The sequence below is a fragment of the Shewanella litorisediminis genome (assembly GCF_016834455.1).
Lineage (GTDB): Bacteria > Pseudomonadota > Gammaproteobacteria > Enterobacterales > Shewanellaceae > Shewanella > Shewanella litorisediminis.
Genome location: NZ_CP069213.1, coordinates 399,830 through 425,730 on the forward strand (window position 1 = coordinate 399,830; position 25,901 = coordinate 425,730).

A 25,901-nucleotide genomic window follows, 5' to 3' on the forward strand; every position below is an offset into this window, starting at 1 on the left:
TTACTCATGTTTTTAACTTAAACGCGCCATGTCTGTTAGAATGGCGACCACTGCAACCCTTTCACTTTAGCTCTCGGGACTCATGAAGAAAATTTTGTCACTGCTGCTGTTCTTTTCTCTGTCTGTTGCCCAGGCGGCAGACCGCCCGAAGGTGGGTCTGGTTCTCAGTGGCGGTGGAGCAAAAGGCGCAGCGCACGTAGGTGTGCTCAAGGTGCTTGAAGAACAAAAAATCCCGGTGGATTATGTGGCCGGCACCAGCATAGGGGCCTACGTGGCGGGTATGTACGCGTTGGGTTACAGCGCCAGCGAAATCGAAGCCATCATGATGAACGTGGATTGGAACCGGGGTTATTCCGATACCATCCCCCGTGAATCACTGAGCTATCGGGACAAGCAGCTCAGAGACAAGTACAACATCCCTCTGCACATCGGTTATTCCGACGATGAGGTGAAAGCACCCAGCGGTTTGCTGCGCGGCCAGACCATGTCGATACTGCTGCGCGAATCCACCGATGTGGTGCGTGAATTTACCAGTTTCGATGAACTCGCCATTCCTTACCGTGCTGTTGCCACCGATCTGGCCACCAGTCAGCCGGTTATCTTGTCGAATGGAAGCGTCATCAAGGCGATGCAGTCCTCTGCCACAGTGCCCGGTGCATTGCAGCCCATGCTGATTGAAGGGCGTTTGCTGGTGGATGGCGGTATCGCCAACAACATGCCGGTGGATGTGGTCAAGGCTATGGGCGCCGATATCATCATCGCGGTCGACATTGGTTCGCCGCTGGTGGGCAATGATGAGCTGAAAAGCACCATAGCCGTGCTCAACCAGTTATCCACCATGCTGACCGCCGCCAGCACTGAAGCGCAAAAGAAACTGCTGACCGACAAAGATGTGCTTATCCGTCCGGCTATCGATGCCCTCAGTACTACGGATTTCAGCATTATGAGTACCGCTCTGTCCCTGGGCGAAACGGCGGCGAGAGAGCATCTGTCTAAGCTTCAAGGCCTCAGCATTGAGGCGCAGCAGTATGCAGATTATCAGCAGGGCAAGCGGGACAGATCCAGGATTTGGCTCGATGACATGCAGCGTCCTGTTATCGACATCGTGTATGACAATCGCTCCAGAGTCAGTGAAAGCTTGCTTGAGGATAGGTTGGGTATCAAGGCCGGGCAGGTGGTCAGCCGCGAAGACCTGGAAGCGGGCATCAATCAGCTTTATGCCCTGAATCGCTTTGAGCGGGTAGATGCCGAATTTACTGACACGCCAGAAGGGCGGGTGTTGACCGTTTCCACCAAGGACAAGTCATGGGGACCTAATTACTTCGATCTCGGATTTAACTGGGAAGATGACTTCACTGCCGATTCGGTTGTGACCCTGGATACCGCTTACACCATGACCAACCTCAATGAGAATGGGGGAGAGTGGCGCAACGAGGTTAAGCTGGGTTACGAAAAGCTCCTTGGCACCGAGTTTTATCAGCCGCTGGATCGTGACCAGGAGTTTTACGGCCGTGCCCGCTATCAGTATGAAATCACTGCATGGGAAATCTTTGATGCCAACAGCAAGGTGTTCGAGTTTGAAAGAGACGCCCATAGAATCGACTTGGGTTTAGGATTGAATTTTGCCCAGCACGGCCAGCTGGAGTTGGGCATTACCGGCGAGAAGGGGAAAATTTCCAACGAGGCTTTGTTGTTAAAGGATTTAAGATTTTCATCTTACGGCGGCTATTTCCAGATTGGTTATGACAGTCTCAACAGCATAAGCTTTCCCACATCCGGTAACAGGGTCACGCTGCGCGTCACACTGCGCAGTGGAGACTATCATCTGGGCGATTACGGGCATGAATTCAGTACCCAGGTTCAGGCCGATTGGAAAGGGGCGTTGGGTGTAGGTAACCATGCGTTTGTGGGCAAGTTATCGCTGGAATCGTCTGATAATGACGGTGAGTCTTTTATTCAGCTTGCTGAACTGGGTGGTTTCCTGAACCTATCTGGCTACCATAAAGACTCATTGGTTGGGGCCCATAAAGTCTTTGGCGCCTTTGTATATCAATATGACCTTGGGCGTGATGCTCTGGGGATGACAGACTATCCCCTGTATCTCGGTGCCAGTCTCGAAGCCGGTAATGTGTGGTGGGAAATGGATGATGTCTCACTGCAAGATCTCATTTACGCCAGCAGTCTCTACATCGGGACAGATACCGGGCTTGGCCCTGCGGCACTTGGTATCGGCCTCACTGACGATGGTCAGCGTTCCATTTACCTGTTTGTTGGCAAGAATTTTTAACAACTCACATAAATTTACAAAAACCCGCTTCGAAAGGCCTGACATCTCCTGTTAGGCTGTGCGGGACCTTTCTGCCCGCAGCTTGGGCACATAACAGAAACCACAATCACCTGTGCCGCTGGAGTCATTCAATGGCAGGCGGTTGTAATAAAAAAACCGGGGAATACTATGACCAAGTTATCTACTCTGGCGCTGGGCGTTGCCCTGGGGCTGGGTTTGGCTGGCTGTGCCGACAACAACAAAGCACCTGAAACCTCTGTCGCCAAGGCTGTGGCTGTATCTGGTATCGATAAGCAAAACTTTGATTCCAGCGTTCGCCACCAGGACGATTTTTACTACAGCGTGAACGGTACCTGGCTTAAAGAAACGCCCATCCCGGCTGACAAGTCCAACTATGGCGCCTTTTCAGTGCTGTACGATGAGAGCCAAAAAGCCCTCAAACAAATCGTGGAAGACGCGGCAGCCAAGCCCAATAAAGTGGCTGGCTCAAACGAGCAGAAAATTGGCGACTTCTATGCCAGCTATATGAACACCGACAAGCTGGAGCAACTGGGTGGCACCCCAATCAAGGCGAGTCTGGATGCCATTGCAGCGGCTGCTGACCATAAGGCGCTCGCCGGGCTTATGGGAACACTCCTTACCAACGGCAGCTCCATTCCCTTCGGCTTTTGGGTTAACAACGATGCCAAAAACTCTACTCAATATGCCGTATATATGAGTCAGGGCGGCCTGACCCTGCCAGACCGTGACTACTACCTGAAAGACGATGCCAAGTACATTGCCAACCGTGAAGCCCTGGCCAAGTATGTGACCGAGGTGCTGACAGCTGCCGGTTATGCCAATGCAGAGCGTGCAGCCAAGAGCGTGGCCGACATCGAACTCTTTATTGCGCAAAACCAGTGGAGCCGAGTTGAATCCCGTGATGCCAACAAGGCCTACAACAAGCTGAGCCGTCAGGAATTGGCCAGCCTTTTGGGCGGTTTCGACTTTGAAGCCTTCGCGGCCAACGCAGGCCTGGGTGACAAGGTAACCGACGTGATTGTGCGCCAGCCTTCTTATTTTGAAGCGCTGGGCAAGGGCTATAGCAGCTTCCCGGTAGAAGCCTGGCAGGATTACCTGGCTTTCCATCTCACCGATGGCGCCGCAGAGCTTCTGAGTGACAACTTTGTGCAGCTGCACTTTGGTTTCCACGCCAAGACCCTGGCCGGTGTCGAAGAGCAGGCGCCACGCTGGAAACGTGCAGTGGATGCGGCCGATCAGGTGATTGGTGAGCTGGTGGGCGCCGAGTATGTGAAAGCCCACTTCAAACCAGAAGCCAAGGCCCGCATGGAGCAGCTTATCCATAATCTGATCAAAGGCTTTGAAGTGAGCATTAACGATCTGGAATGGATGACCCCGGACACCAAGATTGCTGCCCAGGAAAAGCTGTCCAAGTTCACCTACAAGATTGGCTACCCCGATAAGTGGAAGGATTACAGCGGCCTGGATATCAAGGCAGACGACCTGGTGGGTAACTATGTACGCTATGCCAACTTCGAATATGCCGACATGCTGGGTAAGCTGGGGCAGCCAATCGATCGCAGCGAATGGCATATGACGCCGCAAACCGTGAATGCTTACTACAACCCCGTAATGAACGAGATTGTGTTCCCAGCAGCCATTCTGCAGCCTCCTTTCTTCAATATGGCGGCCGATGATGCGGTGAACTACGGTGGTATCGGTGCCGTGATTGGCCATGAAATCAGCCACGGCTTTGACGATCAGGGCTCCAAGTACGACGGCGATGGCAACCTGCGCAACTGGTGGTCTGACAAAGACCGCGAAGAGTTCCAAAAGCGTGGCAAGCAACTGTCTGAGCAGTACAGCAAGTACGAAGCACTGCCAGGTAAGTTTGTGAATGGCGACCTGACGCTGGGCGAGAACATCGGCGACCTCGGCGGCCTGACGGTGGCCCTGCGTGCCTACCAGATGAGCCTGAATGGTCAGCCAGCGCCTGTTATCGATGGCCTGACCGGCGAACAGCGCTTCTTTATGGGTTGGTCTCAGGTATGGCGCCGTAACTACCGCGATGAAGAGCTGGGCCGTCGTCTGTTGACCGACAACCACTCACCAAGCCACTTCCGCGCCATGGGCACGCCACGTAACATCCCAGGCTTTTACGAGGCCTTCGGCGTGACCGAAAACGACAAGATGTACCTGCAGGAACAGGAGCGTGTGAAGATCTGGTAACGGATTTTCCCCATTAAAAAGCCGGGCCACTGTTTTGGAACAGGGCCCGGCTTTTTATTGTCTTTTTACAGAGTGTTAGCCCTGATTTGCCAACAGTTGGGGCAGGGCGGTTAAATCATCTGCTTTCACATGGGCCACGGCCCAGCGGGCTTGCTCACGCTCATGGGCGGGTGGAATGGCCAGGGTCTGCATGGTGGCGGCGCGGGCGGCAATCAGGCCGTTGAAAGAGTCTTCCACCGCCAGACAGTGACGTGCGGGTACGCCGAGGGCGTCAGCACACTTGAGGTATACCTCGGGGTGGGGCTTGCCGTAATCGAGATGCTCGGCAGACTCCATGGCCTCGAAATAGTCACGGATATTCAGGGTATCCAGCACAGCATCGATAATGACCCAGCTTGAAGAGGTGGCAAGACCAATCTTCAGGCCCTGTGCGCGGCAGTAATCCAGCGCCTCAATCACGCCCTTCATGGGCACACCCTCGGCCAGGATATGGGCGACCACGCCGTCCACAATTTGTTTGGCCACGGCGCCGTTATCGTAGTTATCCCAGGGGAAGCGCCGATACCAATAGTCCACCACCATATCGATACGAAACCCCACAGTTTCATGAATGTCTTCGGGCTTGATGGGCAGGCCGAGTCCGGCCAGCACCTCGTACTCGGCCAGTTGCCACACGGGCTCTGAATCGATAAGTATGCCGTCCATATCAAAAATCACGGCATCGATGCGGTTGGTTAACATGCTGTCTCCTCGGCTGATTTGAGCCGATATTGTCGCTCGGGCAAAAAAAATTTTCAGCGCAATTTTGCCACAGCTGAAAAATGGCCTGTTGAATTTTAATGGATGGGTGATTGGTAACTTTTTGTATTGTATGAAATTTGCCCTTGTTTCAAACTATTGTCTAATTTCGTGCGTTTAATCACTGGGATAAGGTGCCGCTTGCCCACAGAATTTCCGCAGATTTCCCCCGCACAAGAGTGTGAGCTGATTCATACTTTTTCAAAGCTGTAGTATACTGCAGCCCGGAAATCCGGGTCGTCCTGTCGGACTGTAGCCTTCATCCACGAAGACGTGCAGTTTCGTTGAGAGCGCCATACAAAGAGGAATGTTGCCGTGCTAGAAGCATATCGTAAACACGTCGAAGAACGTGCTGCAGAGGGCGTTGTCCCTAAGCCACTCGATGCCCACCAGGTAGCCGAACTGGTTGAATTAGTAAAGAATCCTCCAGCTGGTGAAGAAGCCTTCATCCTGGACCTGCTTGAAAACCGTATTCCCCCCGGCGTTGACGAAGCCGCCTACGTAAAGGCTGGTTTCCTGGATGCCATCGCCAAGGGCGCTGCCACCTCTCCTATCCTGAGCGCCGAGCGTGCCGTTGAGCTGCTGGGCACCATGCAGGGTGGTTACAACATCGAGCCGCTGATCCATCAGCTGGACAACGACAAGCTGGCCCCGCTGGCCGTGAAAGCCCTGTCACACACCCTGCTGATGTTCGACTCTTTCCACGATGTGGTTGAGAAGATGAATGCCGGCAATGCTCACGCCAAGCAAGTGGTTGAATCCTGGGCCAATGCCGAGTGGTTCCTGAGCCGTCCCAAGCTGGCTGAGAAGATTTCCCTGACCGTATTCAAGGTGACCGGTGAAACCAACACCGACGACCTGTCTCCGGCCCCCGATGCCTGGTCCCGTCCAGACATCCCGCTGCACGCTCTGGCAATGCTGAAAAACGCCCGTGACGGCATCGTGCCCGATGAGCCAGGCGTAGTTGGCCCAATCAAGAAAATCGAAGAGCTGAAAACCCAGGGTTTCCCACTGGTATACGTGGGTGACGTGGTAGGTACCGGTTCTTCCCGTAAGTCTGCCACCAACTCAGTGCTGTGGTTCATGGGTGATGACATCCCATTCGTGCCAAACAAGCGCGCCGGTGGTTTCTGTCTGGGCGGCAAAATCGCCCCTATCTTCTTCAACACCATGGAAGATGCCGGCGCTCTGCCAATCGAGCTTGACGTCAGCAAGATGGAAATGGGCGATGTGATTGATATCTTCCCTTACGAGGGCAAGGTACGTCGCCATGGCAGCGATGAAGTGATTTCTGAGTTTGAACTCAAGACCGACGTGCTGCTGGATGAAGTACGCGCCGGTGGCCGTATTCCGCTGATCATCGGCCGTGGTCTGACCGACAAGGCCCGTGAAGTGCTGGGTCTGGGTGCCTCGAAAGAATTCGTCCGTCCTCAGGATGTGGCCGACACTGGCAAGGGTTACACCCTGGCCCAGAAGATGGTGGGTAAAGCCTGTGGCGTGGCCGGTGTTCGCCCCGGTCAGTACTGTGAGCCCAAGATGACCTCTGTAGGCTCTCAGGACACCACAGGTCCTATGACCCGTGACGAGCTGAAAGACCTCGCGTGTCTGGGCTTCAGCGCCGACCTGACCATGCAGTCATTCTGTCACACCGCCGCTTATCCAAAGCCAGTGGACGTGAACACCCACCACACCCTGCCTGACTTCATCATGAACCGCGGTGGTATTTCACTGCGTCCGGGTGACGGTGTTATCCACTCATGGCTGAACCGTATGCTGCTGCCCGATACCGTAGGTACCGGCGGTGACTCGCACACCCGTTTCCCAATCGGTATCTCCTTCCCGGCCGGTTCCGGTCTGGTAGCCTTCGCTGCTGCCACCGGCGTTATGCCACTGGATATGCCTGAGTCGGTACTGGTGCGCTTCAAGGGTCAGATGCAGCCTGGTATCACCCTGCGTGACCTGGTGCATGCCATCCCGCACAAGGCCATCGAAATGGGTCTGCTGACCGTTGAGAAGAAAGGCAAGAAGAACATCTTCTCTGGCCGAATCCTCGAAATCGAAGGTCTGGAGCACCTGAAAGTTGAGCAGGCGTTCGAACTGTCTGATGCGTCTGCTGAGCGCTCTGCCGCCGGTTGTACCATCAAGCTGGATAAAGACCCCATCATCGAGTATCTGAACTCCAACATCGTCATGCTCAAGTGGATGATCGCTGAAGGTTACGGTGACCGCCGTACCATCGAGCGCCGCATCAAGGGCATGGAAGAGTGGCTGAAAAACCCAGAGCTGATGGAAGCCGATAAAGATGCCGAGTACGCTGCGGTTATCGAAATCGACCTGAACGACATCAAAGAGCCAATCCTGTGTGCCCCTAACGATCCGGACGATGCTGTGCTGCTGTCCAGCGTTGCCAACACCAAGATTGACGAAGTGTTCGTGGGTTCCTGTATGACCAACATCGGTCACTTCCGTGCTACCGGTAAGGTACTGGACAAGTTCGCCAAGAGCCTGCCAACCCGTCTGTGGATTGCTCCGCCAACCAAGATGGACAAGGACCAGCTGACCGAAGAAGGTTACTACGGTATCTTCGGCCGCGTCGGTGCCCGTATCGAAATCCCCGGCTGTTCTCTGTGTATGGGTAACCAGGCTCGCGTAGCCGATGGCGCCACCGTGGTGTCTACCTCTACCCGTAACTTCCCGAACCGTCTGGGTACCGGTGCCAACGTGTACCTGGCCTCAGCGGAACTGGCCGCCGTAGCCGCCCTGCTGGGCCGTCTGCCATCGCCAGAGGAATATCAGGTATACGCCAAGGAAATCGACGCCACTGCCGCCGATACCTACCGTTACCTGAACTTCGATGAGATTGAGTCCTACACCAAGAAAGCCGGTGAAGTGATCTTCCAATCTGCGGTCTAAGTACTGTCGCTTAGTGAGTTGAAAAGCCGGCGCAAGCCGGCTTTTTTGTGCCTTTTTTCATTGGGTTAATGTTATCTTTGGAGGGAGAGATCGTAGGTTGTGAGGTAAGGTTATTACCGCACTATCTTTTGCTACCAAGCTGTTTTTTTGAAATGGAGTTTTTGAATGAGCGGGAGTGAAATTTTTTGGTATCGCTATGAGCCGGCGGACTGTAAAAGGGTTTGCTCTTTATCACAAGATAAACTCTTTATCTCAGACCCTGAAAAGTTTAATGACCCATTTGATATATCTGACGAAATGCTACAACGTCCTGATGGCAACGTGGAAAAGAGTTCTGATTGGAGGCGCTTAGAATCCACTTTTTTAAATGGGTCGCTTACGGAAGCATCGCTCTGGACCAGCCCGTTGTTCCCAAATAAATTTGAAGAATTAGTCTCTGATGTCCAAAGCGAGACGGAGCTTGGTGGATGGCCATCTTTGGCTGGGGCGATTAGAGAGAATTTGCAATCTTTTGGGGTTCAATGTTTTTCACGGGATTGGCGGATACCCCTTTGTTGGGCGCACTATAGCAGCGCATGCAAGGGTTTTGTTATTGAGTACGAAGCACAGGAACTTACCATTGCAGGAGGCAACTTAGGAAGTTGTCACTTCCATGATGTAGCTTATACAAGCGAGCCTTTGAGTATCGGATTGGCAGAGTGCCTTGCGGTTCCTAATGCAACTTTGCGAAGGCTGTTGGCAACCAAATCACCAGTTTGGGCTTATGAGAAAGAGGTGAGGTTAGTTCACTACAAAATCAAAGGTGATTTTGCTGCCATGCCTGCTGGTCTCTCCATTAAAAGCTTGATAGCGGGTTCACACGCAGACAAACCTATGTTGCAGATTTTAAGAGAGAAAGCAGAGTCACTTAAGGTAGAACTGTACCAAGTAAAGATGAAACATGATGGCAGTTTTACCAAAAAACTAGTGGATTAGTACCAATCTATTGATGACAAAGACAAAGAGTCAGGACTGCCATAACACTTCACTCGCAGATTGCACCAGCTTTTACCCCCATCGAAGCCGCTTTGGTGGTTGGGCTGAGTGAAACGGGCCAGCCGAGATAGGGATATCGAGGCAGAGACCGTCGAGTTTGGAGCGAGTCGATCTTGGTGACCGTTTTCAGCCCATAAGGCCAAAGTGCCCGGCTTCGTCTGGGGCGGCAGGGACTGTTATTTATAAATCGGCAAGAGGGGATTGCTGTAGATCCCCTCTTGGTCGGGTGTGGGTTGAAGACCCACGACCTTCCGTCGCTTGCAAAGCGACCGTCCTCACTCATTGATTCCACAGCTCAGGCAGTTGCTCGCGGCCTCACTTCCTCTGGCGCTATTTCCTCTGACATTAGCCCCGTGGCTTGCCTGATTCCTTGCCCTTTGGCGTCCCTGTTCTGGCGGTGCCCGTTCCACGCTGTGGGTTGGCAGGTTTTTTCCGTTGCGCCGATGCCCAAGGGCTTTTGGCAGCAGTGCCGCCTTCGCTTGCCCTTGGCTTTTCTGGGCGCGACTTTGATTGAGAGCTGCGCTGAGAGCTGGGCTGGGCTTTGTGCTGAGAGCTGCGCTGAGAGCTGGGCTTATAGTCGAGAATAGACACAGGGATAGGCTTTTTGGGCTCAAATCCCTCAATAACCCGCCGCTCAATCACATGCCCCAGACGGCTTTCAATCATACACAGATTCTTGAAATCATCTTTTGACAGCAAAGACACCGCTTCCCCTGTCATGCCCGCCCGACCGGTACGACCGATACGGTGAATGTATTCATCCGGCGGGAATGGCAGATCGTAGTTCACCACCCGTTCAAGCTTATCGACATCAATCCCCCGGGCGGCCACGCCCGTCGCTACCAGATACTGTAAACTGCCGTCTTTAAATTCACTCAACACCTGTTCACGCGACGCCTGGCTGCGGCCACTGTGAAAGGCTTCGGCGCGAATGCCGCGCTTTTCAAGCTGGCTGACCAACTTGGCGGCACCATGTTTGGTTTCAATGAATATCAGCGCCTGCTGCCATTGTTCAGTTTGGATAAGATGGCTCAGCAGTGCCGACTTGGCGTCCTTGTCGACCGTCACCAACCACTGTGAAATCTCCTTTTTGCTGGGCTTGGCGATGGCAATTTCAACCGGGTCCGGCACCGCCGTTTTGGCCAGCTCGCGGATCCGCGGCGACAAAGTCGCCGAAAACAGCAGATTCTGGCGGTTCTCGGGCATACGGCTGATAAGGTCGTAAATGACCTCAATAAAGCCCATATCCAGCATGCGGTCGGCTTCATCCAGCACCAGCACCTGGATTTCTTCAAAATACACAGCGCGCTGATGGTACATGTCTTTGAGTCGACCCGGCGTAGCCACCAGAATATCCACGCCCGCAATCAGCGCCTGCTTTTGGGCCTGCATATCCACACCGCCATACATGGCCAGCACGGTCAGCGGCAAATTCGCTGCGTAGGCGCCGAGATTGTCAGCCACCTGCACCACCAACTCCCGGGTTGGCGCCAGAATCACCGCCCGTACCCGTTTTTTCCGCTCGGTCTTACCCTGGCTTAAGCGCTCAATCAGCGGCAGTCCAAATGCCGCCGTTTTGCCCGTCCCGGTTTGAGCCGCGGCCAGCAGATTGCGGCCACTTAAGGCTACCGGGATTGCCTTTTGCTGGATCTCGGTAGGCTGTTGATAGTTCAGCGACTCTAGTGCCGAAGTAATGGCGGGAGCTAACCCCAGACGAGCAAATGACATAGAAAATCCAACTCAGTGTAGTGGGCGGTAGCCTCAGGATGGGCGCGCATTCTATCGCTATTCACCCGGGATTCAAAGCCAGCGGCGCTTAATGGGGCCTGCCGACATTGAACCAAGTCAAGCACAGAAAGCCAGGACAGAAAAGAGTCAGGACATATATGGACGCTTTCCACAGATGCAAGCCGTTTTTGGTTCTCGGATAGCCATCCGATGTGTGAAGCAAAAGTGAGGACAGCTATAACACTTCACTCGCAGATTGCACCAGCTTTTACCCCATCGAAGCCGCTTTGACGGTTGGGCTGAGTAAAACGGGCAAGCCGAGATAGGGATATCGAGGCAGAGACCGTCGAGCTTGGAGCGAGTCGGTCTTGGTGACCGTTTTCAGCCCATAAGGCCAAAGTGTCCGGCTTCGTCTGGGGTCGCTGGGGGATTGGACAAGGGGGCAAGTCGATACTGCCCCCTTTCCCCGGGTGTGGGTCGGCGACCCACGACTTCGAGCAAACTTCCGTTGTTTAGTCAAACGACACCCAAAACGAGCAGACATCCACTATTCGGCCATCCTGTCGAACATCATGAAACTGATACCGTTTGCATCTGAAGTAAACACCAATCCATCACTCTGCCGTACCGTGAACCCAATCCAGCACTGGGGTCAGCCACTCGGGTAGGGGCTGGTAAAAGGCGCCGTGCAGTTTGCCGGTGTCGATTTTAAGCTCTTTGAAGCTAGCCGGTTTTTCGGGATAGTCCATAAAGTGGCGGCAGCTTGCGCCCAGCGTATCGCTTGCTTCATAAATCGAAAATACCTTGCCGGATAATCTCAGGCTGGGTGGCACTGAGCCTTCGGGGCAGGATGCCAGCAGCACGTAGCGCAGCTCAGGGCGATGCAGGTAGCTGGATACCCGGGTAGTGATGCCGCCGCCCTTTGAAAAGCCGACCACCACTATGTTCCGCTCAGGCACACCGGCTTCAATCAATTGCTCGATTTGCGCCACTATGGCGCCGGCATAGGCATAGCCGTTGGTATTCGCCGGTCGCTGGGCCGAAATCACCACCGCGCCACGGGAAGCCAGTGCATCCAGCACCGCCGGGTAATCATATAAGCCAAAGCGTGGGTCGGTTGGCCTGGGGCCGCTGTTTTCAATAATGCGGCCGTGTAGATAAAAGAGATAGGTTGCCGACGGGCTCGGCTTGTCGGGCGGCGCAGTCACCACAGTGCCTGCGAGTGCCTGCTCTGAATTTGCCTGCCCCGCGATTACCTGTCCTGCGATTGCCTGTCCTGCGGTTGCCTGTATGGCTAAACTGCTTGCCAGCACCAATGTCGCCAATCCTGCTTTCATCACAACCTCATCAGTTTGTTCGTCCGGTCATTCAAGGTCACACAAATTGGCAGGCTTGAGAGCAGATAAGATGCCATTGGGGAATGGTATCTGCGTAAGCCTGCCTTTTTGTACCCTGATTTCAGCCGTAAAGTACTACCTTGATATAAGCGCTAACAGGCAGCCGGCACCCACGGCTACAGATTGTCTATTTGGCCGCGCGGGCCTGATAGTAAGCGCTAATGACCGGCTCGGCACCGATGCGCTCTGCATAGGCTTGCAGCGAGGGCGCGATACGCGCGACGCTGTCTGCCGGAATATGATCCAACTGGCCCGAACCCAGCCAGCGCAGCAACATAAACACTTTAAGATCCGCTATGGTCAGCTTGCCGTTGGCGAAGTAGTTACCCTGTGCGGCGAGCTTTTGTGACATCCAACCCAGATACAGGGGCAGGGGGCCAGCCACAAAGGCCTCGCGGGCACTCTTTAAGGCATCACCCTGCAGGCCGAAGCTGGCGACCAGTTTATTGGTGAGGTCTTCACAGCCATCCATGATTTCATCGCACAGCAGCGCCTGAAACGCGTCCTGGGGATAAAGGTCGGCCACCTTGCCAAAATAGCGCAGCAAGGCACTCGACTGGGTGTACTGCACTCCCTCTATATTGACAGTGGGCACCTGACCCAGTGGTGTGGTTTTGCGCACTTCGGCAAATTCACCATAGCCGAAACGGAAATCCTCAAACGGGATACCGGCGGCGTGGAGTACGATACGGATTGGCTCACCGCGGCCGCCATCGACATCGAAATAACTGACTTTAATCTGGGGCATTGTGCTCTCCTGAGATGTTCATTTTGCTGGATATGAGTTCTGGTCGTTTTTATACCTTGGGGGTTACGACTAAGAGGGGGCTGGTATCGTCTTGTGGCGTGGTATGCCTGTACAGCTTGTACCTGAAACCTGTCAGGAAACAACAAAGCCGGCGCTGGCCGGCTTTGTCAGACATCTTCAAGGTATTCAAGAGTGTTTGCTGTGCAGCACTTCGAGCAGCTGATCTTCCAGCTGGAAGCGGGTCTCCATGGCGTCGCCGAGATGGGAGAGATCTTCATCGAGCTGCATCAGCACATTGTCGTCATCCACGCCCGTGTACTTATCGTTGAAATCCAGTGCCGTGTCAGTGGTGTTATGAATTTTGGGAAGCAGGTTCTTGGCGATGTCCTGACTTGACTTGCCGTTGGTTTCGCAGGCGCTGACGACCTTGTTATAAATTTCGAAGTGGCCTTCGGAAACATAATCAACCAACAGATCGCAAAAGGCTTTGACATGGTCGAAGGAGGGGAGACGTGCGCGGTCTTCATAGGGGGGTAAACCCGCAATTTGGCAGTAATGCACTAACAGGTTTCTGCGGTTTTCCAGCCACTGATCAATGAGTTTATTGGCGCCGCCCCATCTTTGTTCGGCTTTTTCCAGCTGACTCAGCATTTCGGGCCTCTCTTCCTTAGATGTCGTTCTCTTACTGTAGGAGAGAAATCGGGTCCTGATCAACTGATTTTTGACGCATTCAGTCTCTGGTATGGAATGGACAAACCAGTTGTTTTGTATACAAAAAAGCAAAAATAAAAAGCCCGGCTACAGAAACCTGTGGCCGGGCGAGTCGGAATATATGCGGGCTCGATGTGACGAGCTTCTTGATTGTTCTTGCTAGCGCAGACTTTTTATACCAAAGGGGATCTGCCCACGCAACTTTTTTCTGCCTCACATTTCACATAAGCGTCATTTTCCCGTCATCCTTTTGATCCTGATCAGAAGATAGTCCGATATCTTTTACCCGGGCATTGAGGCGCCGAGCAGCTCACAGAAATGAATTTTGAAAGGTTACTTTATTCCCGTAAATGCTAAACTACCGCGCAGCTTTCAATAAGAACAGGAATCACGCCAAATGGCAGAATTGAAAAACGATCGTTACCTGCGCGCCCTGCTTAAACAACCCGTGGATGTCACGCCCGTGTGGATGATGCGTCAGGCGGGCCGTTATCTTCCTGAATACCGTGCAACCCGTGCCCAGGCCGGTGACTTTATGGCACTGTGCAAAAACGCCGAGCTGGCCTGCGAAGTGACCTTGCAGCCGCTGCGCCGTTACGAGCTGGACGCGGCTATCCTGTTCTCCGACATTCTGACCATTCCCGATGCCATGGGCCTGGGTCTGTACTTTGAAACCGGCGAAGGCCCACGTTTCGAGCGCAAGGCCGACACCCTGGAAGCCATCAAGGCGCTGCCAATCCCGGATCCGGAAGATGAGCTGGGCTACGTGATGCGTGCCGTGAGCACCATCCGCCGTGAGCTCAAGGGCGAAGTGCCGCTGATTGGTTTCTCCGGCTCGCCCTGGACCCTGGCCACTTACATGGTGGAAGGTGGCTCCAGCAAGGCGTTCGAAAAAATCAAACGTATGATGTACTCCGAGCCAATGGCACTGCATCTGCTGCTGGATAAGCTGGCCGACTCGGTCATCCTGTACCTGAACGCGCAAATCGCCAACGGTGCTCAGTCAGTGATGATTTTCGACTCCTGGGGCGGCGCGCTGTCGCACACGGCTTACAGTGAGTTTTCACTGCGCTACATGCAGAAGATTGTTGATGGTCTGACCCGCCACAACGAAGGCCGTCAGGTGCCTGTGACCCTGTTCACCAAGGGCGGCGGTCTGTGGCTTGAATCCATGGCCGAAACCGGCTGTGATGCCCTGGGTCTGGACTGGACCGTGGACATCGCCGATGCCCGTCGCCGTGTTGGCCACAAGGTAGCCCTGCAGGGCAACATGGACCCATCCATGCTGTACGCGCCAATCCCACGCATCGAAGAAGAAGTGGAGCAAATTCTGGCTGGCTTCGGTGAGGGTACCGGTCACGTGTTCAACCTCGGCCACGGTATTCACCAGCATGTGGATCCTGAGCACGCAGGCGCCTTTATCAAGGCAGTACACGAGAAATCCCGCAAGTACCACAAGTAAGCTTGTGATCCTGCAAAGGCCCGCGATAGCGGGCCTTTTTGTTTTCGCTATTCACTATTGCTGTGCAAGGAGACAAAACTAAGGCTCAACCATGGTGCTGGTACTGCGCTCAGGCGGCCAGCTAAGCTAAATATCCTCACCCCGGCCGGAATGGCTTAAGGGGTTCAGCGCCTGAGCAGACACATTATCACCAACCCTCTTACGTGCAGTTTGCCATCACGACGGAGTCGCTGATGTTTGGGGCAAAACGCTCCCGCGAGCTTGTCACACCCAACAGTAAGTTGCGGAAAATTTGCATCTTTTACATTAAGCGCCAATATCGACGAAGTATCACAAAAAAGTCACTGAGTGGCCGTCTTTGTGTTAAATGCTGCGCTATATCAAGGCATGCTGATGTGCTTTTGGGCAACCTGCAAAAGTTTTTGCCTTGGAAGGCTCAGGACTGGTTTCGGCGCGCCTGTAAATAGGGTATGTTTCGGCGCGTTTATGCAGTACCCGTGATCACCCTCGATTCACGGGATATACACAGCCGTGGTTTAAGATGCACATTGGCAAAAAGTTTTTGGTTTTTATCGCTGCTTTCTGTATACCGGCAATCTTGCTGGTGTATTGGGGTATGGGACTTTGGTTTGAACGCAAAGCCACCTCGCTGCTCGAGCAATCCATCGCTCAGGAGCTTGCCAGTATTGAAGAACAATATCAGCGCAGCATTCGACGCCAACTGCTGCTGAGCCACATTTATGCCGGTCCACTGAGCGGTCTTCCCCCGGAAGCTCAGGCGAGCATGGACTCGGCCTGGCATGAACACACACACGAACTGGGGCTGGATTTTTACCGCTATTCTGATGAGGGACTGGTCTCCTTCGGCCTCGGCAACGATTCACCATTATCTCCCGATATTGTCTCTGCACTGGAGAAAGGGTCTGACGATGTTGCCGTCGCCCTGCTGTCAGACTCAGGCCCCTTGCTGTTAACTGCCATTACCCAGGGCGACTCCCGTGTGCTTGTGTCCCGAAGCTTGCCAGAGGAAGAACTCACCAGGCTCGGACAATCGGGCCTGGTCGAACGTATTCGGCTGGTAGAGTCGAGGGCTGGGGGCAAGTATCAAATCCCGGTAGCCAGTCTTGGCGCTACCCGTTTGGTGCTCGATGTCAGTTTCGGTTTGGGCGATGTTCACACACTGGCCATTCAGCCCGACAGGGTAGTAGTGGGTATTTTGCTGTTGGGCATCTTGCTGTTGGCGCTCGGCTATGTGTGGATCCGCCGCAGTTTGGTGGTGCCGCTCAACCGGCTTATGTCTCAGCTTGGCAACATAGACCCCAGCGCCAGCCGATACCTTCCCCTCAGTGCCGATGGCTGTGCCGAAGTGCGGCATTTCTCCCGTGTCAGCAATAAGTTGCTGGCCGAAATCTTTGCCCAAAAAGAACAGGCCAGAGTCATCCTGGAAGGGATTACGGATGCGGTTATTCTCACGGATGCAAAGGGGGATGTGCTCTATCTTAACCCGCCGGCCTGCCGCTTGCTTGGAGGCGAAGCCACCGATTTCGCCACCAAATCCATCAGTGGCATTCTGGGTATCAAACCGGTACTGCTGGACGCGTTTTTGCGAGGCCAGGGCGAGGCATGCAAACAAATCTCCCTGCGGTTTGCGGGGCGTTTATTGCAATGCACCTTAAGCCCTATCGAGGATCACCAACACAGGCGCACCGGCGCTCTGTTGGCTTTGAGGGACGTTACGGCAGAAGAGCGGCTCAAGGCCGAACTCAGACGTCAGGCTGAAGAAGATGCGGTAACCGGATTGCCAAACAGAACCACCTTCGAGGCCAGAATGAAGCGCCTTGCCGCGGGTCACGAGTCGGTGGCACTGTGCTATCTCGACCTCGAGCAATTTAAAATCATCAACGACAGCTGTGGTCATCTGGAAGGAGATCGCATGTTGTGTATGGTGGCCAAAGCTTTTCAGTCCTGTTTGGCGCCCGGCGAGCTGCTTGGACGGGTCGGCGGAGATGAGTTTGGTATTTTGCTTTTGGGGCGCAGTGCCCATGAGGTCGCACAGCTGCTCAAAACGCTGCAGCAGCAACTCTTGATGCAGGTGCTGGAGTATCAGGGGCAGTGCTATCGGGTGGGGGTAAGCATTGGGGTGGCCTTTGCCAGGGCACCGCTGCCGTCTGTGGCTGAGCTTTTTAAAGACGCCGATATCGCCTGCGTGGCAGCCAAGCAGAAGGGCAGTAACCAGATACATTTCTACGACGATAAAGACAAAGAGCTTAATTATCAGCGCAATGCTCCCAAGTGGGCACTGCGGATTGCCAAAGCGATTCACAACAGGGAACTGGAACTTTACTTTCAGCCCATTCAATCCCTTCGTGGGGGGAACCCCCGTAAGCGGATGGAAATCCTGCTCAGGATCCGCGAAGGTAACGGCCGCATCTTGCCCCCTGCGCAATTTATTGCCTCGGCGGAGCGCTTTAAGCTAATGCCTGAGGTCGACAAGGCTGTGGTGGCCATGGCCATGGAGTGGCTGGCAGGGTATCCCGAGCTTTGGCGCGACCACTGTCTTTCCATTAACCTGTCGGGCAATAGCCTGGGCGTGGAAGGCATGGAGTCCTTCATTGTGGGGCAGCTTAAGCGAAACGCCATCCCGCCTGCCTGTATCTGTTTTGAAATCACTGAAACCTCGGCAATTCAAAATCGGCAAAGGGCACTGGATATGCTCAGGAGCCTTCGAAAACAAGGCTTTGCTTTTGCCATCGACGATTTTGGCAGCGGCTTTGCGTCCTATGGATATCTGCGGGAATTGCCGGTGGACTATGTGAAAATTGACGGCTGCTTTGTGCGTCAGCTGGCCAGCAATGCCAAGGATTTCGCCATTGTGAAGTCCATCCATGATGTGTGCAGCGTGATGGGGATAGAAACCGTGGCCGAGTTTGTGGAAAGCCAGGACATCATGGCGCGGCTTGAAGAAATCGGCATTAATTATGCGCAGGGCTATGCCGTGGGGCGCCCGAAACCCTTGAAAGACTACGTCCCGGTTCCGTTGAGACAACTGGCTTAAGATTGCAAGTCAGCAGGGATTGTGACAGTGTAACTCTCTGTAAAATTGGAAAATCTTAAATCGAGGGGATCTATGGATGGCCTGATGGACAAGGTGGTGTTGTTGACCGGTGCTTCGGAAGGCATTGGCCGGGCTTTGGCGAGGGAGCTTGCCAGGCTTGGCTGTCATCTGGTACTCACCGCCCGCAGCGAATCCCGGCTGCAGTCGCTGGTGCTGGAATTGGGGACTGAGGTCGATGTCCTTATTCACAGTGCAGATCTTACCCATCCGAATGAATGCCGCGAGCTAATTGATGCCTGTATCGCCCGCTTTGGACGCCTGGATATTCTTATCAACAATGCCGGCATGACCATGTGGTCACGTTTTGATGAGCTTGAAGATCTCAGTATTCTCGAGCGGATTATGGAAGTGAACTACCTGGCTCCGGCGCGCCTCACCCATATGGCCTTGCCGTATCTCAAACAAAGCCAGGGTCAGATGGTGGCCATTGCTTCGGTAGCGGGGCTGACCGGCGTGCCCACCCGCAGCGGCTATGCTGCCTCCAAACATGCCATGATGGGCTTTTTCGACTCCCTCAGAATTGAGCTCGCCGATGACAATGTGGCCGTCACCGTGATTTGCCCCGACTTTGTGGTATCGCAAATCCATAAGCGGGCGTTGGACGGCAAGGGTAATCCCCTCGGCGCCACCCCGATGAAGGAAGACAAGATAATGTCTGCCGAAGCCTGTGCGGCCGCCATGGCGCCTGCCATTGCCTGCCGCGAACGGATGCTGATCATGTCCCGCCGTGGTCGCCTCGGCCGTTGGGTGCGCCTGCTGTGGCCATCTTTGATTGATAGCATCGCCCGAAAAGCCATTGCCGGTGGCCATTGAGCCGTCTGGCTTACGTCGAAATCACGTTTAATCGGACATAAAAAAACGCCCCGAAGGGCGTTTTTTGTTTTATAAACTGCAACTTGCCGGTGAGCTGCCATCGCGCCACTGGGTGGTGGCGTCGGAGAGTGACAGCGGCAGGAAGCTCAGGCCTTCACTCATATTGGCAGGCGGCAGGTCTGTCTCCAGCACATACATGCCCATCGGCAGGCTGCCCTTGGTGGCATTGGCCTGGGCCTGGGTGGCCGCAAGACTTGAGTAGCGCAGCCCCAACATATCGAAGTGGCTCTGCCAGTTAATGCCAGTGAGCTTGCCTAACGACACCAGCATAAAGTCGTTGCCCGGTATATCCCGCACCTTCTTGCCCGCGTAAAGGCTGTGGCCTTCGAAGGGGAACAGGCCAAAACCCAGACGGTCTTTATTGGCATCCCAATCGGCTTGATTACCGCTTAAGGCGCCAAAGATGCGCTGGTGCTGGTAAAGCAGGGTGAAAATATTGAAACCATTGGCCAAACGGGTGCCATCGGCCAGCTGCATGCCGTGGCTGCGAAGCGCCATCTGGATGTAAAACGCCATCCGGTAGCCGTTGTGCACCGCATAGTTGTTGCTCTTCCACGGGGCTTCGTAGCGGTCGCTGCCCGCATCCAGCACCTTGCAGTTGGCGCCGAGCACCACCCGGTTGCCGCTGCTGTCTTTCACGCCAGCGGCATCCGACATAAACACATAAAACAAATCTTTATGGTTCATATGGCCATCGGTGATGGGGGTGGTGTTGCCGTCACGCAGATAATGGGCCTGCCATTTCACCACGTAAGGGAAGATGTTGTTGGAGTTCTCCCCGGCGCGACTGGCGTAACCTGCCCAGTTGTCTCCGTCGCCTGCGGCGGCATATTGCACATTGAGGCGGTTGGTTTGCAGGTTGTGGCCAAGCTCGTGGTTATCGCCCCAGCCGGTTGGGCTGATGTTCCAGGCCGCATCCCAGGGGTTGCCGCTGCAACCGGCGCCGCAGTGGGCGTTCTGGTCGTAGTTGGCGTGCTGGATGATGTTGCGGGTGTGCAGGGGTTCATCCAGACACTCGCTGCCAAGCAGATTCACGCAGGCGGCTTTTACATCGGCGGGCAGAGATTCAGCCAGGGTTTTGCCCTGAATTTTAAAGCCGGCCAGGGTGTACACCGCATTGATGTGATCTTCCGAGATGCTTTTCAGCAGCGCATTCACATCGGCCACGGCGCCGCCAATGGCATTGATGAAGCGGTCACGGCGCATATGTTGCTCAGCGCCATCGGTGCGCAGATCCACATGGGGCAGCTCGGTCTGGCTCAGACGCTCATTGAAGGCGGCGATTTGGCTGTCGTCGCTGAAATTCATGATGGCCGGATGTCGGGTTACGCCGCTGGCGCTGATGTCTGTGCTCAGGGCTTCACCGCTGCCACCCAGATGCAGGTAAAGTGGGCCACCGTAGGGGCTTGAAAAGCTGATGCTTTCGCCTTTTTCCAGACGCAGGCGCTGGGTGGCCAGCTCCAGTGGCGCCCGGTACACCTTTTGCTCAAAGGCGCGGTTGGTGTTACGTCTGTGGTAGTTGAGTTTGATTTCCACCCGCGCATCGCCGTTATCCAGTCGATTCAGGGTCACCGTTTGCCCCGGCAGCACATACCAGCCGGTGGTGGTCCACTGGTTGGGGTAGGGCACGCCTATGGTCTTGCGCTCGGTGACTGTGGCCGGATGGGCGTAACTGGCGTTGCTGCCCTTGGCGAGATTGTTCCTGTCGGTTACGTACTCACCGAGGTCGGGCTGAGCCGGGTTGTCCTTGCGGGCATAGTTTACCAGCCAGTCGGCGAACATGGCTTGCTGCCAGCTTTGCTGCTCTTCCCAGGCGATGGGGTAGTCGATGGCAGCACGGTATTTGTCGGCAAGTAAAACAGATGCATGCAGGGTGTCGGCGCCCTTCAGTGACAAGGCGTCCTGACCCATATTATCGAGGGTGATGGCAGCGCCTCGAAGCCAGTCGGCACCGGCTTTGAAGGCTTCCACAAACCCTGCCTCATTACAGGAGAGGAAGTTGCCGCCACAGTTGTCCAGCAGCGCCGTGTCGAAGTGACCGGCATCCAGGTTGGCCAGCAGGCGGTCGACAGCAGCCAGATTGGCATCGCTGGCGCGGATGTCGCTTACGGCCAGATTGTCGGCATTGAGTTTTGACCAATAGTTGCCATAGGTCACCAGCCCCATTTGCTGATACAGCGGGCTGAGCATGGGGCTGGCTTCACGCCAGTAGTTGGACAGCAAAAGCGGGATCCCCGCGGCCTTCGCCTTGGCCACGGCCGCGGCTATGCCCTCATGACCAAGGGATTGGCGGTCAATGTCCGACAGGATAATCAGGTCGGGCTTGAGGTTGTCTATACAAGTTGATAACGCATTGTAATCACAACTGTTGGCTTCGTTAATGCTGTGGGCATTGACATAGTTGCTGGTCAGCCAGGTGCGAATCCCTTCGTTATGGGGGAAATACCAGCTGTCGGCGCGGCTTGGCATTTGCGCCGTGACTATGCTGAGGCCATCGGTTTGGTCGGCGCACCTGGTGAGCCAGCCGATGAGGCGTTTAAGTAGCATATCGGTGTCGCTTGAGGTGCTGACCGAAAACAGGTTTGCTGCCATGGCAGCGCTGCGGTACTCACCGTCTTCTGACACCATCACCAGGCCACGATTGGCGCTGTTGCCACCGCCATCTTTATTGGCGGGCAGTAAGCTGTGGGTGCGCTCCGGCAGGAAGCTGGTGAAGGTAATGGAGTCGTGGCTCGGGTGCCAGCTGATTTGGGCAATGCCCTGATACAGGCTATCGACCAGCGCCTTACGGGAACCTTCGGCGGCAGCGACGGCGTCTCTTGCGTGGCTGATAAGTTCAGCATCAGTGGCCAGGCTGTGGTCGCGATGGCGAATGGCATTGGCGGCATTGGTGATAAAACTGGCGCTGACGGTGCAATCCGCGCCCATGGCGGCCGTGGTGTAGCTGCTGCCCGACAGGCTGCCACCACAACCCTCGATGGTATCCAGGATAAAGCCGCTGCTTGGGGTGACTGTGAAGCTACCTTTCTTGCCGGCTTCAATGCTGAGGCTGGCGGGAGACAGTTGGCCACCATTGCTGCTTTGGGCCTTGGCGGTGTACAGGGTAGCGGCGGGTGGCGTGGTGGTGCCACCATCACCATCGGAAGAACCGCCTCCACCGCAGCCATAAAGGGCCAGGCTCAGGGCGGTGAAAACCAGGGTATTTCGCATGGCCACTGTGTTTCTCATGGGGAGTCCTTGTGGGCTTTTTGTACTGTTATTGTGCGGGCATTATAACCTTTCCCTCTTGGCTTTAAAGAATTAAATGCAATAAATTCATTGATTTACATGATGGCATCTTTGACGATCGTCAAAATGCAGGCACAAAAAAGCCGGCGTATGCCGGCTTTCTCAAGGACGGGTATTTACTGCTTTTCGCGGGCAATGGCGCGATAGCCAATGTCGGTGCGGAAGTACACGTCATCCCAGTGGATTTCATCCACCAGAGCGTAAGCGGCTTTTTGCGCTTCGGTCACGCTGTTGCCCAGGGCAGTGGCGCACAGGACGCGGCCACCGTTGGTGACGACGCGGCCATCGACCATCTTGGTACCGGCGTGGAACACCTTGGCATCGTTGTTACCAAGGGACAGGCCTTCAATGACATCACCCTTGCGGTACTCATCCGGGTAACCACCGGCGGCCAGTACCACGCCTACGGCGGCGCGGCTGTCGTACTCGGCGGTCACCTTGTCCAGCTCGCCGCGGCAGGCAGCCAGACACAGCTCAACCAGATCAGACTTCAGACGCATCATGATGGGCTGGGTCTCTGGGTCGCCGAAACGGCAATTGTATTCCAGCACCTTGGCTTGGCCCTGTGGGTCAACCATCAGACCGGCATACAGGAAACCTGTGTAGACATTGCCCTCACTTGCCATGCCATCCACGGTTGGGCGAATGACATTGGCCATGACCCAGTCGTGTACGTCCTGAGTTACCACAGGGGCTGGGGAGTAGGCACCCATGCCACCGGTGTTGGGGCCGTGGTCGGCGTTATCGCGGGCCTTGTGGTCCTGGCTGGTGGCCATCGGCAGAATGTTCTTGCCGTCGACCATCACGATGAAGCTGGCTTCTTCGCCCTTGAGGAACTCTTCCACCACTACGCGTGAGCCGGCTTCGCCAAACTTGTTACCAGCCAGCATATCGTCGATGGCGGCATCGGCCTCGGCCTGATCCTGAGCGATAATCACGCCCTTACCGGCGGCCAGACCATCGGCCTTGATCACCACTGGGAAGCCGGTCCTGGCGGCCATCTCGGCCACAAAGGCTTTGGCAGGCTGGATGTCGGTGAAGTTTTGATAATCCGCAGTCGGGATCTGATGGCGGGCCAAAAAGTCCTTGGTGAAGGCCTTGGAGCCTTCCAGTTGCGCGGCGCCCTGAGTTGGGCCAAAGATGGTCAGGCCTTCGGCGCGAAACGCATCCACCACACCAATCACCAGCGGCGCTTCCGGGCCAACAATGGTCAGGGCGATATTACTTTGTTTGGCAAAGGCGAGCAGCGCAGGGATGTCGGTGGCATCAATCGCCACGTTTTCCACCTTGGGCTCGAGGCTGCTACCGGCGTTGCCGGGGGCTACAAATACGGTATTTACGTCGGCATTCTGGGCGGCTTTCCAGGCCAGAGCATGTTCACGGCCACCACTGCCAATCACGAGAATATTCATCTGCTTATTCCTTAAATCTTGAATGCGAAAGGCAGCCCTAAGGCTGCCTCAATCTTATCAGTGGCGGAAGTGGCGCATGTTGGTGAACACCATGGCCATGCCGTGCTCGTCGGCGGCGGCAATCACTTCCTCATCGCGGATAGAACCGCCGGGCTGAATGATGCAGCTGATACCGGCAGCCGCAGCGGCGTCGATACCGTCGCGGAATGGGAAGAAGGCATCGGAAGCCATTACTGAGCCTTCAACCACCAGGCCTTCATCGGCGGCCTTGATGCCGGCAATCTTGGCACTGTATACGCGGCTCATCTGGCCTGCGCCCACGCCGATGGTCATGCCTTCTTTGGCATACACGATGGCGTTGGATTTCACGAACTTAGCCACTTTCCAGCAGAACATCAGATCTTTCAGTTCGGCTTCGGTGGGTACGCGCTTGGTCACGACTTTAAGCTCGGCCTCGGTCACCATGCCCTGATCGCGGTCCTGAATGAGCAGGCCACCGTTTACGCGCTTGTAGTCCAGACCCTTGGTCTGCCCGGTCCACTGACCGCACTCCAGAAGACGTACGTTGGTTTTCTTGGCAACCACGTCGCGGGCGGCCTGGCTCACCACGGGGGCGATGATCACTTCCACGAACTGACGCTCAACGATGGCGGCGGCGGTTTCGCCGTCCAGCTCGCGGTTAAAGGCGATGATGCCACCGAAGGCAGACGTTGGGTCGGTCTTGTAGGCGCGGTTGTAGGCGTCCAGCAGGTTATCACCCAGGGCTACACCACAGGGGTTGGCGTGCTTGACGATAACGCAGGCAGGGGCGGCGAATTCTTTTACGCACTCAAGGGCGGCGTCGGTGTCGGCGATGTTGTTGTAAGACAGGGCCTTACCCTGAAGCTGAGTGGCGGTGGCCACTGAGGCCTCGTCGCTGTTCAAATCCACGTAGAAGGCGGCGCTCTGGTGGCTGTTTTCGCCGTAGCGCAGGTCCTGCTTCTTCACCAGCTGGGTGTTGAAGGTGCGTGGGAATTTGGAATCGTCGTGGCACTCGTCGCTGCTGTGAGCCGGTACCATGGTACCGAAGTAGTTGGCAATCATGCCATCGTAAGCAGCAGTGTGCTCAAAGGCGGCAATGGCCAGATCGAAGCGGGTAGCGTGGGTAGTCGAACCGCCGCTCACGCTCATTTCGGCCAGCACGCGGTCGTAGTCTTTGGCGTTAACCACAATCACCACGTCTTTGTGGTTCTTGGCAGCAGCGCGCACCATGGTAGGACCGCCGATATCGATGTTCTCGATGGCGTCTTCCAGGGTACAGCCAGGCTTGGCAACGGTAGCAGCAAAGGGATACAGGTTAACGGCAACCAGATCGATAGGGCCAATGTTGTTGGCAGCCATTACATCTTCGTCCTGGCCGCGACGCGCCAGAATGCCACCATGCACCTTGGGATGCAGGGTCTTGACCCGACCGTCCATGATCTCAGGGTGACCTGTGTAGTCAGAAACTTCGATCACAGGTACGCCGTTATCGGCCAGCAGCTTGGCAGTGCCACCGGTGGACAGGAGTTCTACGCCCTGTGCATGCAGTGCCTGGGCAAACTCGAGGATACCTGTTTTATCGGACACGCTCAGCAGCGCGCGGCGAATGGGTCTGGCATTATTCATTTTGGGTACAGTTTTCCGCTGTTAAGGGTTCAAGGATCTTTCGGAAAACAAAACAACATCAATGTTTTATTTTCCAAAAGCCCCTCGCGTTCCCCTCACGCGATGTTATTGGTCTGCCAAGACACCTTTTTATGGGCGCGTATTCTACCGTAAAACGCTACCCGGCGCTGTTTTTTCTGCGTGATTTCACAATATCGTTCTGCGAACGACACACAGGGTAACACAGACCCTTGACCTTGGATTAAACTCCAAGGTTTA

15 protein-coding genes are annotated in these 25,901 nt (G+C 55.1%); 7 read left to right on the plus strand and 8 right to left on the minus strand.

Annotated elements, in window-relative coordinates; translation table 11 throughout:
• The first annotated feature begins 82 nt into the window (after positions 1-82).
• Complete coding sequence (locus tag JQC75_RS01835) at positions 83-2,287, plus strand: patatin-like phospholipase family protein (RefSeq protein WP_203325812.1); 2,205 nt, start codon at positions 83-85, stop codon at positions 2,285-2,287.
• Between the two features lie 168 nt (positions 2,288-2,455).
• The gene (locus tag JQC75_RS01840) at positions 2,456-4,516 is read left to right on the plus strand and encodes a M13 family metallopeptidase (RefSeq protein WP_203325813.1); all 2,061 of its coding nucleotides are present in this window, start codon (positions 2,456-2,458) and stop codon (positions 4,514-4,516) included.
• 75 nt (positions 4,517-4,591) lie between these two features.
• On the opposite strand, the gene hxpB is transcribed toward JQC75_RS01840, so the two are convergent.
• Positions 4,592-5,257, minus strand: coding sequence for a hexitol phosphatase HxpB (hxpB, locus tag JQC75_RS01845; protein ID WP_203325814.1), 666 nt, complete (start codon positions 5,255-5,257; stop codon positions 4,592-4,594).
• Between the two features lie 372 nt (positions 5,258-5,629).
• Here hxpB and acnB point away from each other — a divergent pair, with 372 nt between their 5' ends.
• The gene (gene acnB / locus JQC75_RS01850) at positions 5,630-8,227 is read left to right on the plus strand and encodes a bifunctional aconitate hydratase 2/2-methylisocitrate dehydratase (RefSeq protein WP_203325815.1); all 2,598 of its coding nucleotides are present in this window, start codon (positions 5,630-5,632) and stop codon (positions 8,225-8,227) included.
• A gap of 165 nt (positions 8,228-8,392) precedes the next feature.
• A complete protein-coding gene (locus JQC75_RS01855) occupies positions 8,393-9,202 on the plus strand; it encodes a DUF2971 domain-containing protein (RefSeq protein WP_203325816.1) in 810 nt (269 codons plus the stop codon).
• Positions 9,203-9,607: 405 nt separating this feature from the next.
• Here the strand turns inward: JQC75_RS01855 and JQC75_RS01860 are convergent, their stop codons facing one another.
• The 4 genes from JQC75_RS01860 to rsd all read right to left on the minus strand — a co-directional run bounded on the left by JQC75_RS01860 (position 9,608) and on the right by rsd (position 13,786).
• Complete coding sequence (locus tag JQC75_RS01860) at positions 9,608-10,990, minus strand: DEAD/DEAH box helicase (protein ID WP_203325817.1); 1,383 nt, start codon at positions 10,988-10,990, stop codon at positions 9,608-9,610.
• Positions 10,991-11,604: 614 nt separating this feature from the next.
• Entirely contained in the window at positions 11,605-12,327 is a 723-nt protein-coding gene (locus JQC75_RS01865) for an alpha/beta hydrolase (RefSeq protein WP_203325818.1), read from the minus strand.
• 187 nt (positions 12,328-12,514) lie between these two features.
• Positions 12,515-13,135 (minus strand): glutathione S-transferase family protein, encoded by a 621-nt coding sequence (locus JQC75_RS01870; protein ID WP_203325819.1) that lies wholly within the window; start codon positions 13,133-13,135, stop codon positions 12,515-12,517.
• Between the two features lie 186 nt (positions 13,136-13,321).
• Complete coding sequence (gene rsd / locus JQC75_RS01875; protein ID WP_203325820.1) at positions 13,322-13,786, minus strand: sigma D regulator; 465 nt, start codon at positions 13,784-13,786, stop codon at positions 13,322-13,324.
• A gap of 457 nt (positions 13,787-14,243) precedes the next feature.
• On the opposite strand from rsd, the gene hemE reads away from it, so the two are divergent.
• The 3 genes from hemE to JQC75_RS01890 all read left to right on the plus strand — a co-directional run bounded on the left by hemE (position 14,244) and on the right by JQC75_RS01890 (position 19,236).
• Complete coding sequence (hemE, locus tag JQC75_RS01880; protein WP_203325821.1) at positions 14,244-15,308, plus strand: uroporphyrinogen decarboxylase; 1,065 nt, start codon at positions 14,244-14,246, stop codon at positions 15,306-15,308.
• Positions 15,309-15,924: 616 nt separating this feature from the next.
• Positions 15,925-18,363 carry a putative bifunctional diguanylate cyclase/phosphodiesterase gene (locus tag JQC75_RS01885; RefSeq protein WP_239002063.1) on the plus strand — a complete coding sequence of 813 codons (2,439 nt, stop codon included), beginning with the start codon at positions 15,925-15,927 and terminating at the stop codon, positions 18,361-18,363.
• 72 nt (positions 18,364-18,435) lie between these two features.
• Positions 18,436-19,236: an SDR family oxidoreductase gene (locus JQC75_RS01890; protein WP_203325823.1), complete on the plus strand. Its 801-nt coding sequence runs from the start codon at positions 18,436-18,438 to the stop codon at positions 19,234-19,236.
• 69 nt (positions 19,237-19,305) lie between these two features.
• On the opposite strand, the gene JQC75_RS01895 is transcribed toward JQC75_RS01890, so the two are convergent.
• The 3 genes from JQC75_RS01895 to purH all read right to left on the minus strand — a co-directional run bounded on the left by JQC75_RS01895 (position 19,306) and on the right by purH (position 25,643).
• Positions 19,306-22,506 carry an ImpA family metalloprotease gene (locus JQC75_RS01895; protein WP_203327091.1) on the minus strand — a complete coding sequence of 1,067 codons (3,201 nt, stop codon included), beginning with the start codon at positions 22,504-22,506 and terminating at the stop codon, positions 19,306-19,308.
• 194 nt (positions 22,507-22,700) lie between these two features.
• On the minus strand, positions 22,701-23,996 hold the full coding sequence (purD, locus tag JQC75_RS01900) for a phosphoribosylamine--glycine ligase (protein WP_203325824.1): 1,296 nt from the start codon (positions 23,994-23,996) through the stop codon (positions 22,701-22,703).
• Between the two features lie 57 nt (positions 23,997-24,053).
• Complete coding sequence (gene purH, locus JQC75_RS01905) at positions 24,054-25,643, minus strand: bifunctional phosphoribosylaminoimidazolecarboxamide formyltransferase/IMP cyclohydrolase (protein WP_203325825.1); 1,590 nt, start codon at positions 25,641-25,643, stop codon at positions 24,054-24,056.
• Positions 25,644-25,901 lie beyond the last annotated feature (258 nt).